Origin of the sequence: Herbidospora galbida (assembly GCF_005233835.1) — a bacterium.
Classification (GTDB): domain Bacteria; phylum Actinomycetota; class Actinomycetes; order Streptosporangiales; family Streptosporangiaceae; genus Herbidospora; species Herbidospora galbida.
Genome location: NZ_SZQA01000082.1, coordinates 1 through 13,775 on the forward strand (window position 1 = coordinate 1; position 13,775 = coordinate 13,775).

Below are 13,775 nucleotides of genomic sequence, written 5' to 3' on the forward strand. Positions count from 1 at the left end.
CGGGAAGGCCGCGCTGGGGCCGCTGCTGCGCGGGCTCGCGCCCGGCGGGCGCGGCTGGGTCGGCGACGACGGCGCGCCGGTGCCCGGCAGCGACGTCGTCGCGGCCTGCGACGCGATCCTGCCGTCGATGGTCGAACGCGACCCCGACTGGGCCGGATGGTGCTCGGTGCTGGTCAACCTCAACGACCTCGCGGCGATGGGCGCCACCCCGGTCGGGCTGCTCGACGCGCTCGGGGCGCGGGACGCCTCGTTCGCCGCTCGGGTGCTGACCGGGCTGCGGCGCGCGTCCAGCGCCTACGACGTGCCGGTCCTCGGCGGGCACACCCAGCTCGGCGTGCCGGCCGCGCTGTCGGTCACCGCGCTCGGGCGCACCGCGTCGCCGGTGCCCGGCGGGGGCGGGCGTCCGGGGCATCCGGTACGGCTGACCGCCGACCTCGGCGGCCGGTGGCGGACCGGCTACACCGGCCGGCAGTGGGACTCCACCTCCACCCGGACCACCGAGGAGCTGCGCGAAATGCTCGGCGCGGTGGGCGCCGCCCGGCCCGCGGCGGCCAAGGACGTGTCCATGGCCGGGATCGCCGGGACCCTGGGCATGCTGGCCGAGGCCAGTGGATGCGGCGCGGTGCTCGAACCCGCGCGCGTCCCCCGGCCCGCCGGGGTGACCATGGGCGACTGGCTGACCTGCTTCCCGGGGTTCGCCATGCTCACCGCGGGAGGTCCCGCGCTGCCCGCCGGGCCCGCCGTCGGGGCGGAGTGCGGGGAGCTCGTCGTGGGGAGCGGGGTGCGGCTGCGCTGGCCCGACGGGGTGGTGACGGAGGGCGTACACGACGCGGTCACCGGACTCGGAACGGCCTGAGGAGGACGCATGACGATTCGGCTGGCGGCCGTCGCCGCCCCGTTCGGCCGGGACCTGGAGGCGTGCTTCGCCACGATCGAGGCCCTGGCCGCCAAGGCCCGCTCGGAGGGGGTGTCGGTGCTGGCGCTCCCCGAGGCGTGCCTGGGCGGCTACCTGGCCAACCTCGGCGGCGCGGCCGCCGGGCCGCCCGCGCTGCGCCGCGACGGCCCGGAACTGCGGCGCCTGGCCGGCATCGCCGGAGACCTGGTGATCTGCGCCGGCTACTGCGAGGCCGACGGGGACGCGCGGTTCAACTCCGTCGTCTGCGTGACCGGCGACGGCGTCCTCGGCCACCACCGCAAGGTCCACCAGCCGCTCCGCGAGGACCGGAGCTACGCGGCGGGCGACGGCTTCACGGCCTTCGACACCCCGGCCGGGCGGATGGGCATGATGATCTGCTACGACAAGGCGTTCCCCGAGTCGGCCCGGTCGCTGGCCCTCGACGGCGCGGAGATCGTCGTCTGTGTGTCGGCCTGGCCCGCCAGCCGCACCGACCCCGCGCCCGACCTGGCCGACGACCGGTGGACCCGCCGGTTCGACCTGTTCGACCAGGCGCGGGCCCTGGAGAACCAGGTGGTGTGGGTGTCGTCGAACCAGTCGGGCTCGTTCGGCGACCTACGGTTCGTCGGCCGCGCCAAGATCGTCGGTCCGGGCGGGGAGATCCTCGCCGCGACCGGCGTCGACGGCGGGTTCGCGGTCTGCGACGTCGACGTGCCCGGCGCCCTGACGGCCGCGCGGCGGTCGATGGGGCATCTGCGGGATCGCCGTCCCGAGGCGTATGCGGCAGGATCGTGACCCGTGCTCCGCATCGCCGCCGCCTCCGCGCACTTCGGCCGTGACCTGGAATTCGACCTCCAGCGGGTCGCCAAGCTCATCGCCGACGCGCGCCAGGAGGGCGCCGGGCTGCTCGTGCTGCCCGACGCCGCCCTCGGCGGCTACCTCGCCGACCTGCGCCGGCCCGACCCGGCCGCGCTGCCGCCCGCGCTCGACCCCGACGACCCGCTGATCAAGCGGGTCGCGGAACTGGCCGCCGAGATGGTCGTGTGCGTCGGCTACTGCGAGGCCGAGGGGGAGTCGCGGTACAACGCGGCCGTCTGCGTGAGCGGCGACGGCGTCCTCGGCCGCCACCGCAAGGTCCACCTGCCGGCCGGGGAGATCGCCGCCTATGCGCCGGGCGACCGCTTCGACGCGTTCGACACCCCGGTCGGGCGGCTCGGCATGCTGATCGACTACGACAAGACCTTCCCCGAGTCGGCCCGCTCGCTGGCCCTCGACGGCGCGGAGATCGTCGCCTGCCTGTCGGCCTGGCCCACCAGCATCACCAACCGGGCCCCGCGCATGGCCCAGGACCGCCAGTCCCGCCTGTTCGACCTGTACGACTGCGCCCGCGCCGCCGAGAACCAGGTGGTGCTGGCCTCCTCGAACCAGACCGGCGCGATGGGCGGCATGCGGTTCCTCGGCCAGGCCAAGGTGGTCGGCCCGGGCGGCGACATCCTGGCCCGGACGTGGTCGAAGGCCGGCCTCGCGGTGGCCTCCGTCGACGTGGCCGCGGAGATCGCGCAGGCGCGGCGGGTGCTGCGGCACATCGGCGAACGGCGGCCGGAGGCGTATCGGGCATGAGGATCGCGCTGCTGACCTACTCGACCCGGCCGCGCGGCGGGGTCGTGCACACCCTGGCCCTGGCCGAGGCGCTGGCCGACCTCGGGCAGGAGGCCGAGGTGTGGGCGCTGGGACGCGGCGGCGACCGCCGGTTCTACCGGGGGGTGCGGGTGCCCGTCCACATCATCGACTGCCCCGACGTGCCCTTCGAGACGGTGGGGGAGCGGGTCCTGCGGTCGATCGACCTGCTGCGCGAGGCGTTCACCCCGTCGGCGTACGACGTCGTCCACGCCCAGGACTGCATCACCGCCAACGCGGCCGGTCCCTGCGTCCGGACCGTCCACCACCTCGACCACTTCACCACCCCCCAGCTGGCGGCCTGCCACGAACGCGCCCTCGTCGAACCGTTCGCGCACGTCTGCGTCTCGTCGGCGGTGGCGGCCGAACTGCGCGAGGGCTGGGGGATCTCGGCCTCGGTGATCCCCAACGGCGTGGACGCCGCGCGGTTCTCCGCCGCCGACGGCTCTGCGTGGCGCTCCCGGTTCGGCACGTACGTCCTGACCGTCGGCGGCATCGAACCCCGCAAGGGCTCCCTCGACCTGCTCGGAGCGCACGCCCTGCTGCCGGAGTATCCGCTGGTCATAGCGGGCGGGGAGACGCTGTTCGACTACCGGGGCTACCGGGCGGCGTGGGAGTCGCGGGCCGCCGAACTGGGCGTCGCGCCGGTCGTACTCGGCCCGGTGCCCCACGACGACCTGCCCGGCCTGGTGGCGGGCGCGGCGGCGTTCGCGTTCCCCTCGACGAAGGAGGGCTTCGGGCTGGCCGCGATGGAGGCGCTGGCGGCCGGGGTCCCGCTGGTGGTCCGCGACCTGGCGGTCTTCCGCGAGGTCTTCACCGGCGCGGCCCTGTTCGCCGGCGACCCCGCGTCGCTGGCCGCGGCGCTGCGGGAGGCGGTGACGGTCCCGTCGCCGGAGCGGGTCGCGGCCGGCAGGGCGCTGGCCGCCCGGCACACGTGGCGCCGGGCGGCTGCCGCGCACCTGGAGTTCTACGGGACCGTTTGCTCATAGAGCTGCCACGCCGGGAGCCTGACGCCAGAGCGGCCCGCCGCCTGGTCTGACAGCAGTCGCGCTCGAGTGTGCGCGACCCGCAGATGGCGGGCCGGGTCGCCGTCTTGCGCGCCCCGATCCAGATGAACGGCCAGCCGGTCGTGGTCGTACAGGGCGTCGGCGATGTAACCGTCGAGCCGGACGCGCAGTTGAACGGGCACGGAGTGCCGGCCTGTCAGGTGGGCGTACAGACGTCCGGTCAGTGGATCGAGCGGTTGGTCGTCGTCCGGCGGGGACGACGACAGTAGTTCTCCTACGACGTTTCCGCAGCCGGTCCAGTAGTCCCTGTCCCCCACGACGATGAGGTGGGCGCGGGCCCTGGTGATGGCCACGTTCCACAGGTTGGGCTTGGCGTTCAGCCAGTTCACCGTGGATTTCTTGATGTTCTCTGTGGCGACGAGGGACATCACGATGACGTCGCATTCGCCGCCCTGGAAGGTGTGCGCCGTTCCTGCCCGGATACGGGTGTCGCGGCCGAGCAGCCGCACCAGCAGCTCCTTCTGGCCGCGAAAGGGCGTGAGGATGCCGACGGTGAGGTCGGGGTCGCCGGCCGCAAGCGATCGGGCGAGGTCGACGGCGTGTTTGGCTTCGGCGGCGTTGATCCACGATCCGAACGGTCCAGGCTGCGCCTGGCCTCGCACGTTCTGCCAGCCGATGGCGGCAGAGGCGACCCGGCGCTGCCGGTGCACGTCGACCAGGACGGTCAGCCGGTCCGCGTAGAAGAGCCGGTTGGAAATCCCGGCGATGTCCGGATGGCACCGATAGTGCTCATCGAGCATCATGACCCGGCCCGCCGCCATGGCCAGGGCGTGGTAGGCCGAGTAGCGGTGGTAGGTGAGATGGCGGCCGTCCAGCCAGGCGGGATGCAAATCCGACTTCTCGGCATGGCGGGCCTCTTGGGCCGGGTCGAGGTTGGACACGTGTGGCAACTGCATGGGGTCACCGATGATCAGGGCCCGTTTGGCGCGGAACAGCAGCGGCAGCACTCCGGCGATGGAACACTGGCTGGCCTCATCGATGATCACCAGGTCGAACAGGCCCGGATCCGGTGGCAGTCGCCGTGCCGACTGGTTGGTGACCGCCCAGCCCCGTACGTAAGGCAGCAGGTTGCGCAGCTTCGTCCAGCCCTGGCCGTCCGTTTGCAGAAGCTCCGTGATGGCGTGTCTGCCCCGCGCGGCAGAGGCGGTCACCTCGGCCTGGAGCCGGGTCCTGGCGGCCTCCGCCACCGTCTTCCACTGGTCGTCGTGGTCGTCGACAAGCGTCTCCGCCGAGGGCAGTCGCCGTAGCCGTCCGATGAGGTCACGCCAGTCGACCTGTGTTTGGGCGTACATGGCCAGCGCCTCGCAGGACTCGACGGTCGCCGGCACGCCGAGATTGGCACGCCGGAACAGCCGGGCCCGACGCCATCCCCCCAGCAGTCTCGTCCGGGACACCTTCTGCGCCTTCCACCACCACCATTCCCAGCCGCCCGGCAGTTCGGACGGCGCCGCGCCCAGCTTCGCCGCCGCCTCCTCACGCGCCTGCCCGACCTCCAGCAGGTCACGTTCGAGCGCCGCCACCTCTCCCATCTGGGCACGCATGGTCTCAAGGGTTCGGCCCGCGTGGCTCAGAGCGGCCGTGGCCGTGGCGGTGTTGACCGACGGCCGGAGCGTCAGGAGACGATTCAGGCTCGGCTTCTCGGCCGACTCCCGAACTTTCTTGCTCCCGCTCCGGATGAGCGTTCCGGGCATCACCGCCTCCAGGCGGTGCCAGACCTCGTCGACGGCCTGGTTGTTGTTCGACGCGAAGAGCACCCGCTGGCCCGAACAGACCGCGGTGGCGATGGTGTCGGCGACCACCTGGCTCTTTCCGGTCCCCGGTGGACCGGTCGCCACCGTGATCCGTTCGCGCATCGCGGATGTGACGACCTCGAGCTGGCTCTCGTTGAGGGGGAGCGGCGCGACCAGATCCCACGGCGACTCCGGTATGGGCAGGGGGGAGTCGAGCAGCGTGGCCAACGCGGTGTCGGTGATGCGAGGTGCCTTGTCCTTGACATCACGAAGGTCGTCCTGGAGCTGTCGGATCATCGCCTCGCCCCGGGGAAGCGTGAAGACCACCGCGCAGTTGCGCGCGCCCTCCATCGGCGTGGCCACGTCAACTCCGGGTGCCAGCTGGTCAGGACGGATCTCGTCCACGCACTCGATGCCGAGTTCTCTCAGATGATGGCGGAGATCCTTGGCCAGTTCGCGGTGCATTCCCCGACGCCACGTCGGCCGATAGGTGTCGGCGAACGCCGCCGCCTCCTCCTCACCGAGGAGCCGGGAGAGCAGCTGCGGATTGGGCCGGGCCGGGCCAACCGCGGTCACGCGCCCCTGTTCTGCCTCGAGCTGCTGGATCATCAGCGGCGCCAGACCGGGGACACGCAGTGGCTTGCCCGCGGAGTCCTTCAACAACACGACCGTGGGATAGCCGTACCAGAGATCGTGGTCCTCCTGGTCGATCAACCGTTTCGCCTCCGGCGGCAGGGCGATCGCGCGGACGTCGTCGTAGGAGTCGTCTCCGCACAGCACTTGCTCGGCGCCGGGCACCACGACGACGTCGCGGCGGGTGAGCAGCGGGAATTTGGTGGCGTCCGTGGTGAGACAGGCGAGGTAGTAGTCGATGAGGCCGGGCCAGTCGGTGTTCGACTCCGCCGGGGCGCTCTTGACGTGCTCCCGCTGGAATCCGGTGGGGAGCGGCAACAGCGGGAGCGCCCGTCCGGCGGCGGAGCGTGCCAGGATGATGCGGTCGGTCACGCCGAGGGCCGACGCGACCGGGGTCTGCCGCGTGGCCGCAGGGCGATTCCGCAAGCGGTCGCCGACATGGAAGAACAGGTCGTCGACCGAGACGTTCCCGTCGCCGTCGTTGTCAGCCCGGCCGGTGCGCAGCCCTTCGATGATCTCTTCGGTGAAGACCGAGGGCCGCCCCTCCGCTCCCGCGAAGGAATCCTCCGCCGCCCCGGAGGACGCCAGCACGTAGACTCCTCTGCTCGTCAGCGGAGCCGGGTCGACCGCCTTGCTGTCCCTGGTCGTGAAGCCGAGTGCGAAGCCCCCGCTTTTGCAACAGTCGAGGATGGCGACCTTTTGCGCGGCCCGGCACAGTTCGATCTGCTCGTTGACGAACGAGGCGCCGACCGCGGTCTCCTCGATCATTTGGTGGTCGGTGTCGCCGGCGACGAAGAAGAACTCCCCGGTCGTTCGGGTCAGCCGCAGCCCGTGGCCCGTGAGGTAGAGCAGCGCGAGATCGTCGGGCTCGGCCTGGCCGAAGAATTCGGCGATCTCGTATCGCAGTCCTTCGGCCGGGGTGTCCGTGACGATGCGCACGTCGTCGAATCCGCCGATCGCGGGTTCCTCGAGCACCTGTTTGAACTGCCAGACGTCGACAATGCATGAGGGAAGCTCGGAAAACGCGCCGTCCGAATATTTGGAGTTCCCGACGAGGAGCGCCCGCTTGGAACTCACGGCGAATCCTTGCCGAGAAATTCCTCCAGCAACCGGGCGGCGGTCGGATCGATGACACCTTCGATCTCGATTTCCTCGTCACCTCGGGTCAGCCGCACCCTCCGCCCCCGCTGGACGGCGGCCCACTCGCGAATCGCGACCGCGCCGAGACGTGCCGCGCCGCCGGAAAGTGCCAGCCAGATGGCCGTGTCAGCCATCGCGGGAACACTCTTGACTCCCGGGCGGGGCGCGATGTCCGTTTCCTCGTAGGTGATGGCGACGCCCTCGATTCGTTCGAGGACATCGCGGAGGGAACGCAGTTCTCGCTCCCGCCGGAGTTCGTCGCCGGCGGAAATGACGTCCAGTCGTGCCGGTGCCATCAGCTCCCTTTCGCGTAATTGAACGCGATTGTAGAGCTGTCTGGATCGGCAAGGCGGACAAATCTAATTTATGGCATTTATGATGTTATGTGGATTTGAAGGTGTTTTGTGAAAGATGGGGGAGTTTGAGGGTGGGTGGCGTTTCACCGTCACCCACCCTCGCCGGTCGATCAGGCGTCGGCCTCGCAGGCCGTCTCGGTCTCGGCGGTGCACTTGTCGAAACCGCCGACCCCGTTCGCCGTGTCGATCCCCCCGTTGCCCTTCAGGATGTCGTCGTCGGAGCCCCCGTTGAGCCCGTCGCGGCCCGTTCCCCCGTTCAGGACGTCGAGCCCCGCCCCGCCCAGCACGGTCGACTGGAAGCCCGTGCCGTTGGAGAACGTGTCGTTGCCCCCGAGCAGCGAGACGTCCAGGAACTGGATGGTGCCGGAGCACTGGGCCACCGCGCCCGACTTGAAGCACCCGGCGCCCGTGACGATCCCCGAGGTGGAGTCGACGGTCAGCGTCCCGTTGAGGAAGCTGACGTTGACGGTCTCCCCGTCGCCGGTGCCGACGATGAAGAGCGTCTTCCCGGAGACGTGGACGGACGTGTCCGTCGCCGCCTGTGCGGGACTTGTGACCATCACCAGGCCGGCCGCGACGAACGCTAAGGCGGTGATGAGACGCTTTGCCAGTGACATGTGATTTTCCCCCGTCTGGTTGGGTTGACGGGGTCCAGGAAACCGCGGAAGCCCGTGGCCGTCTGCGGAGAAATACTCACGGCTCCAGGGATTCGGGGATCGAGTCGCTGTTGCCGCCGGGCCGCTGGGTCTTGCCGGCCGCGTCGTAGATCTTGACCCACTTCACCGTCGGGAACTGCTTGAGGGTCGCGTTGAGGTGGTTGGCGATCGTGAACGTGGCGCCGCCGCTCTTCGGCTTGCCCGTCAGGTAGACCCGCGCGACCTTGTTGGTCACGGTCAGCTTGCTGTAGCCGGTCGCGCCGGAGCTCACGAAGCGCAGCCCGGCCGCCTGCTCGGCCGCCGTCGGCCCGGCGAAGAGCCGCTGGAGCGCGCCGTGGGCCGTGCTCGGCGGGACGACCGGCCGCGAGACCGCCTTGAGCTTCGGCTCGCGGGGCAGGTCGAGGAAGTAGGCCTTCACCGGGACGGTGCGGTAGTTCACCGTGAAGTCGACGACGATCCGGCTCGGCTTGGTCAGCGTGTACATCCGGTAGGGCACCTTCTTGGCCAGCCCCACCCCGAACGACAGGGTCGCCTCCCAGTCGCCCGTGTTGACGACCTGGATGACGCCCGGCAGCGCGTACGTCCGCCGCTTCGCGCCGTAGGTGGAGCCGCCCGCCTCGTTGTGGCCCCGGGCGTCGAAGAACCGTAAGGCGAGCTTGGCGGCGCCGGGGACCGGCACGGTGTGCCCCGATCCGTCGGCGATCAGCTTGGGCACGTACTCCGCGATCCGCGTGGGTGGCAGCCCGTTGCGGAACTCGAAGACGAGGCGGTCGACGCCGGGGTGACGGTCGGCCCTGACCGCCACCAGCTGCGGCACCGTCTCGGCCTGGGCGGCGGCGGGGATCAGGGCGACGGGGGCGAGCAGGGCGGGCGCGAGCAGAGCTCTGACGAGGAGGGAGCGCATGGTGGTCATTTCTTCTCCGAGGGTTTGTCACGTTCCAGGACGAGCCGTCCCGGAGCCGGTGGGCTCCGGGAACGACTGACCTTTAAGACGCGGTGAACCGCTCACGAGTTCTCAGACCGTATGGAGATGTCGCTTCCGGGCAATCTCCGTCAGAACATCCCGTTGAAGGCGCCCGGCTTCGTCACCCCCGCGTCCGGCCCGAACGTGTGCCGGACGCCCGTCTTCGTCGTGATGACGTAACCGGTCGCCGTGACGGCGATGTCGGCCGCCTCGGCCGAGCCCTCCGGCAGGTCGCCCAGGTGCTCGGCGTCGCCGAAGGCGAACACGTTGCCCGCCACGTCGACCATCACGTAGCCCCTGCCGGTCGCGGTGCCCGACATGGCCACGATCGCGCGCTCGAAGGTCGTCGCGTTGCCGAGCCACTTGGCCGCGCCGAACGGGTGGACCTGTCCCGCCGAGGTCAGCAGCCAGTAGCCGCCCGTCGTCACCTCGATGTCGACGAACTGCCCGCTGTAGCCCTCGGGCGAGGCGGTGATCCACACGCCGGGCCCGTAGACCTGGCCCGTCGAGGTCGTCACCAGGTAGCCGTTCGGAGCCGCGTCGATCGCCACCAGCTCACCCTGGGCGGTCGCGGGGCGGGCGACGGGGAGTGCGGCGTCACCGTACGGGAAGATCTGTCCCGACGACGAGAGCAGCCAGTAGCCGGCCCCCGACGGCGTCACGGCGGCGTCGGTGATCCGGCCCGTCACCGTGGAGGCCGGCGTGGGGGCCGCGCCGGGCAGGCCGCCGAACACCTGGCCGGTGGAGGTCACCGACAGGTAGCCCGCGCCGAACGGCCGGGCGCCGCCGCCGTTCACCAGCGCCGGGTAGTCGGCCGGGCCGCCGTCCGTCGACAGGATCCCCATGTTCTTCTTCGCGTGGACGACCCCCGCGACGCTGTACGACGCCCAGAACGAGTCGAGCCGCCCGCCGTGCCAGCGCATCGGATTGCGCACCACCTGCGAGTTCTGCCCGACCGTCACGACGTTGCGGGTGCCGTCCTTGTTGACGGTGACGCGTTCGACCACGACCACGTGGCCGGCCGCGCCGCTGCGGTTCATGACGATCATGTCGCCCGGCACGATCGACTTGATCGAGCCGTTGGCCTGCCGTTCCATGCCGAGCGCCGCCGCCCGGGTGAAGATCTGGGAGGCGATGCCGACGCCGGAGAAGACGCCCGAGTGCCAGCCGCGCTTCAGGTAGAAGCGCTGTGGCAGCTCGACGCACTGCCACCAGTTGTAGGAGACGCCGCCGACGTGCCGTTGACCGGCGCAGCTCGTCGCCGTGCTGGCGCCGCAGACCGGCACGCCGCCGCCGGCGAACCAGGACGTGCCCGCGAGTCTCAGCGGAGCCCCCGCCGCCGACGCCTCGGCCGGCGCGATGGGGGCGAGCACGCCGGCGGCGGCCATTCCGCCGGCGATGATCTGTTTGAGAGGGGTGGACATAACGGCAAGAGTGCCGAAACCTCACGTCACAGAATGTGTGGAATACCCCTTTGGTATCACCTGGAACCGATCATCCTTTGACGATCTGCTTCAGCCGGGCCAGGCCGGTCTTCGGGGGCGGCGGGGGCGGCGGCGCGGGCTTGGCGATGAGGTCCAGCGCCTCAAGGCGCTTCTTCTTGAAGTAGCGCATCGGGCCGTTGGCCTTGACGTACGCCTCGGCCGCCGGCCGCAGCCCCGGGTGGGCGGCGCTCTGCATGCAGTAGGCGACCGCCTCGACCAGCCCCGGCACGTCGCCGACCGAGGGCTCGGTCAGCGTGCCGTCGGCGTCGAGGCGGGGGATCGTGGCGTCGACGATCGTGACGGGGACGCGGTTGCTGTTCTCGTACGGGGTCAGCCGCTCCAGCAGCAGGTCGGCGCCCACCGTGGCGACCGGGAGGCCGAAGAAGCGGCGGGCCGTCATCAGGGCCGTGGAGAAGCAGCTCACCACCAGGCGGGCGCGGCGGGCGGCGAACAGGACCTCGGCCGGCACCTCGTCGGGGGCGACCGTCAGGCTCGCGTTCAGGCCCGCCGCGATCTGGGCCAGCTCGCGGCCCTGGCGGCGGCCTGCGGCCGGGTGGGGCTTGAAGACGATCGAGCGGTGGCCGTGCGCGATGACGCCCCGGATCATGTCGGCGTGGAGCTTGAACTCCTCGTCGGGGGTGAGGATGCCGAGCGACGAGAGGTACTGGCCGAGCACGATCGCCTCGCCCTCGGGCATCGGGCCCGACGCCGCCGCGACCCTGCCGACGACGTCGGTGAACGCCCCCGGCGGCAGCGGCTGCGCCGGCACGCCGTACTCGCCGAGCAGGAGAGGGGTCAGCCCGGGGACCAGGTCGAGGTGCAGGAGCCGGGTGATGCGCTGGGAGATCTCGCCCGGGAGCACGTCGCGGGTCGGGCTGTGGGCCATCAGGCCGTCGGAGTAGATCGTCAGCATGGCGTCTTTGAACAGGCCCGGCAGGGCCCGCGCGGGCGGCACGATGACCGACTCCAGCACCATCTCCTCGATGTGCTCCAGGCCCAGCGCGCTCTGGAGCAGGCGGCCCAGCATCGGGGCCTCGATCGACCGGGGCTTCCAGTCGGACGGGTGCAGCGGCGCGATGATCTCGTTCCAGGAGACGATCCGGTCGAAGCGGTCGCGCAGCGCGCCGAACCCGGGCGCCTCGTCGAGGCCGAGCGCGGCCTCGGGGATGGGGGCGTTGTTGGTGACGATCAGGACCCGCTCTGCGGAGCCCGGCGGGCCGAAGGCCCCGGCGTCGATGGCCGCCGCCAGGGACATGGCGCCGAAGAACCGTGAGGCGTGGAAGACCTGCGTCACGTGACCTCCAGGAGCCGGGCGATGTACTCCCGGCGGTCGGGCTCGATGTCCTCGAAGCTCTCCCTGACCATCGCCTCGGGCAGGCGGCCGAGCCGGTCGGCGCCGCGCGCCTCGAACTTGGCCAGGATCTCGGGCGTGAACCGCTCGTTGTTGGCCAGGTGGTTGTCGAGCAGGGCCAGGAAGGTGCGGACCGCCTTCGGCAGGAACCGCTCCTCGACCTCTTCGAAGACCAGGTCGAAGGCGTCGAAGAAGTGGAGCTGCCGCTCGTCGCCGATCTGGGTGAGCGACTGCGGCACGCCCCGGCGGTAGAAGACGCCGGCCAGCGAGACCGCCGCGAACGAGCGGGCCCGCTGGTGCAGCCGCCAGATCCACGGCCGGTCTTCGGCCGTGTGCAGGCCGCCCGGGAAGGTCAGCAGGTCGCCCAGCGACTCGCGCCGGTAGACGCCGGCCCACGCGTAGGGGTAGTCGACCATCGTCTTGGCGCCGGGCGGCATGATCGACTCACGCGGGTCGAGGACCACCCCGCGCCGGGCGACCGGCGCGCGGTGGGTCTCTCTCTTCAGGCCCGTCGCCTGTACGTGGTCGACGCGCACGAAGTCGCAGCCCAGACCCTCGATCGCGGCGACGAGGTCGGCCAGGTAGCCCCGGCCGATCCAGTCGTCGCCGTCGAGGAAGGTCACGTAGCGGCCGGAGGCCAGCTTCAGCCCGGTGTTGCGGGCGTCGGCCAGCCCGACCGGCACCTGGTTGCGGATCAGGTGCAGGCCGGGGAGTTCCGCGCGGAACTCGTCGGTGATCGCGCCCGTGTCGTCGGCCGAGCCGTCGTCGACGACGATGTACTCGAAGTCGGCGCGCTGGTTGCGCACCAGCGACGTGAGCGCGTCGGCGATGAAGGGCGCGCCGTCGCGGACCGGGACGATCACCGATAGCGAGATCACACGGTCACCCTGCGCAGGCGGGCCCGGGGGGCCTCCTCGCCGGGGAAGACGCGCTTGACGCCGTCGCCCAGGGCCTTCTCGATGATGCGGATGTCGCGGACGAGGTGCTCCAGGCCGCTCGGCTCCAGCGAGGCGGCGTGGTCGGAGCCCCACATCGTGCGGTCGAGGGTGATGTGCCGCTCGACCGTGACGGCGCCGAGGGTGACGGCCGCCAGCGAGATCTGCAGGCCGCGCTCGTGGCCCGAGTAGCCGACCGGGACGCCGTAGCGCTCGCGGAGGGTCTGGATCGTGCGCAGGTTGGCCTCCTCGGGAGGCAGCGGGTAGGTCGACGTGGCGTGCATCATGACCAGGTTCTGCGTGCCCAGGATATCGACGGCGGCGTCGATCTCCTCAAGGGTCGACATGCCGGTCGAGAGCAGGATCGGCTTGCGGGTCTCGGCCAGCGCGCGCAGCAGCTCGCGGTCGGTGATCGAGGCCGAGGCGACCTTGTGGGTCAGCACGTTCATGTTCTCGAGGAACTCGACCGACGGGACGTCCCACGGCGAGGCGAACCAGTCGATGCCCTTCTCGGCGCAGTAGAGCGCGATCTGCTGGTATTCGTCCTTGCCGAACTCCGTGCGGATCTTGTACTCCATGTAGGTCATCTCGCCCCACGGAGTCTGCCGGATCTGCGAGCGCTGCTCCATCGGCACGCAGATCTCCGGCGTGCGCTTCTGGAACTTGACCGCGTCGCACCCGGCCTCGACGGCCACGTCGATGAGCTTCTTGGCGATCTCGACGTCGCCGTTGTGGTTGATGCCGATCTCGCCGATGACGTAGACCGGGTGGCCGGTGCCGAGCAGCTTCTCGCCGATGGCGACGGCCTTCGGCTCGACCGTGAGGGCGCGCGGCTGCCGGAGGGCCGGGGCGGGCGCGGCGGCGGGCGCGGCGGGCCGGGCGGCGAG

At 71.1% G+C, this 13,775-nt stretch carries 12 protein-coding genes; 4 read left to right on the forward strand and 8 right to left on the reverse strand.

Annotated features, from left to right (window positions below; translation table 11 throughout):
- The 4 genes from FDA94_RS38235 to FDA94_RS38250 all read left to right on the forward strand — a co-directional run.
- Positions 1 to 856, forward strand: an 856-nt coding sequence (locus FDA94_RS38235) for an MSMEG_0567/sll0787 family protein (protein WP_212735697.1), incomplete at its 5' end; no start/stop codon positions are given.
- 9 nt (positions 857 to 865) lie between these two features.
- On the forward strand, positions 866 to 1,690 hold the full coding sequence (locus FDA94_RS38240; protein ID WP_137251903.1) for a carbon-nitrogen hydrolase family protein: 825 nt from the start codon (positions 866 to 868) through the stop codon (positions 1,688 to 1,690).
- A gap of 3 nt (positions 1,691 to 1,693) precedes the next feature.
- Positions 1,694 to 2,515, forward strand: a complete 822-nt coding sequence (locus tag FDA94_RS38245) for a carbon-nitrogen hydrolase family protein (protein WP_137251904.1) — start codon at positions 1,694 to 1,696, stop codon at positions 2,513 to 2,515.
- Positions 2,512 to 3,561, forward strand: a complete 1,050-nt coding sequence (locus FDA94_RS38250; RefSeq protein WP_137251905.1) for an MSMEG_0565 family glycosyltransferase — start codon at positions 2,512 to 2,514, stop codon at positions 3,559 to 3,561. Before FDA94_RS38245 ends, FDA94_RS38250 begins: the two co-directional genes overlap by 4 nt.
- Here the strand turns inward: FDA94_RS38250 and FDA94_RS38255 are convergent.
- The 8 genes from FDA94_RS38255 to FDA94_RS38290 form a co-directional block, all read right to left on the reverse strand.
- The gene (locus FDA94_RS38255) at positions 3,540 to 7,079 is read right to left on the reverse strand and encodes a caspase, EACC1-associated type (protein ID WP_137251906.1); all 3,540 of its coding nucleotides are present in this window, start codon (positions 7,077 to 7,079) and stop codon (positions 3,540 to 3,542) included. The genes FDA94_RS38250 and FDA94_RS38255 overlap by 22 nt on opposite strands.
- Positions 7,076 to 7,438: a hypothetical protein gene (locus FDA94_RS40185; RefSeq protein WP_212735698.1), complete on the reverse strand. Its 363-nt coding sequence runs from the start codon at positions 7,436 to 7,438 to the stop codon at positions 7,076 to 7,078. The genes FDA94_RS38255 and FDA94_RS40185 overlap by 4 nt, the downstream gene beginning before the upstream one ends.
- A 170-nt stretch (positions 7,439 to 7,608) precedes the next feature.
- The gene (locus FDA94_RS38265; RefSeq protein ID WP_137251907.1) at positions 7,609 to 8,115 is read right to left on the reverse strand and encodes a calcium-binding protein; all 507 of its coding nucleotides are present in this window, start codon (positions 8,113 to 8,115) and stop codon (positions 7,609 to 7,611) included.
- A 76-nt stretch (positions 8,116 to 8,191) separates the two neighbouring features.
- Entirely contained in the window at positions 8,192 to 9,067 is an 876-nt protein-coding gene (locus tag FDA94_RS38270) for a GerMN domain-containing protein (protein ID WP_137251908.1), read from the reverse strand.
- A gap of 140 nt (positions 9,068 to 9,207) precedes the next feature.
- Complete coding sequence (locus FDA94_RS38275; protein WP_137251909.1) at positions 9,208 to 10,542, reverse strand: CHAP domain-containing protein; 1,335 nt, start codon at positions 10,540 to 10,542, stop codon at positions 9,208 to 9,210.
- Positions 10,543 to 10,612: 70 nt separating this feature from the next.
- Positions 10,613 to 11,896, reverse strand: coding sequence for a polysialyltransferase family glycosyltransferase (locus tag FDA94_RS38280; protein ID WP_137251910.1), 1,284 nt, complete (start codon positions 11,894 to 11,896; stop codon positions 10,613 to 10,615).
- Positions 11,893 to 12,831, reverse strand: a complete 939-nt coding sequence (locus FDA94_RS38285) for a glycosyltransferase family 2 protein (RefSeq protein WP_137251911.1) — start codon at positions 12,829 to 12,831, stop codon at positions 11,893 to 11,895. The genes FDA94_RS38280 and FDA94_RS38285 overlap by 4 nt, the downstream gene beginning before the upstream one ends.
- Positions 12,828 to 13,775 (reverse strand): N-acetylneuraminate synthase family protein (locus tag FDA94_RS38290; RefSeq protein ID WP_246060383.1); only part of this gene is annotated, 948 nt, incomplete at its 5' end. The genes FDA94_RS38290 and FDA94_RS38285, both read right to left, overlap by 4 nt.

Coding starts and splice junctions, on each gene's coding strand:
- FDA94_RS38250 (WP_137251905.1), top strand. CDS start 2,512: ATGAGGATCGCGCTGCTGACCTACTCGACCCGGCCGCGCGGCGGGGTC.
- FDA94_RS38270 (WP_137251908.1), bottom strand. CDS start 9,067: ATGACCACCATGCGCTCCCTCCTCGTCAGAGCTCTGCTCGCGCCCGCC.
- FDA94_RS38240 (WP_137251903.1), top strand. CDS start 866: ATGACGATTCGGCTGGCGGCCGTCGCCGCCCCGTTCGGCCGGGACCTG.
- FDA94_RS38275 (WP_137251909.1), bottom strand. CDS start 10,542: ATGTCCACCCCTCTCAAACAGATCATCGCCGGCGGAATGGCCGCCGCC.
- FDA94_RS38265 (WP_137251907.1), bottom strand. CDS start 8,115: ATGTCACTGGCAAAGCGTCTCATCACCGCCTTAGCGTTCGTCGCGGCC.
- FDA94_RS40185 (WP_212735698.1), bottom strand. CDS start 7,438: ATGGCACCGGCACGACTGGACGTCATTTCCGCCGGCGACGAACTCCGG.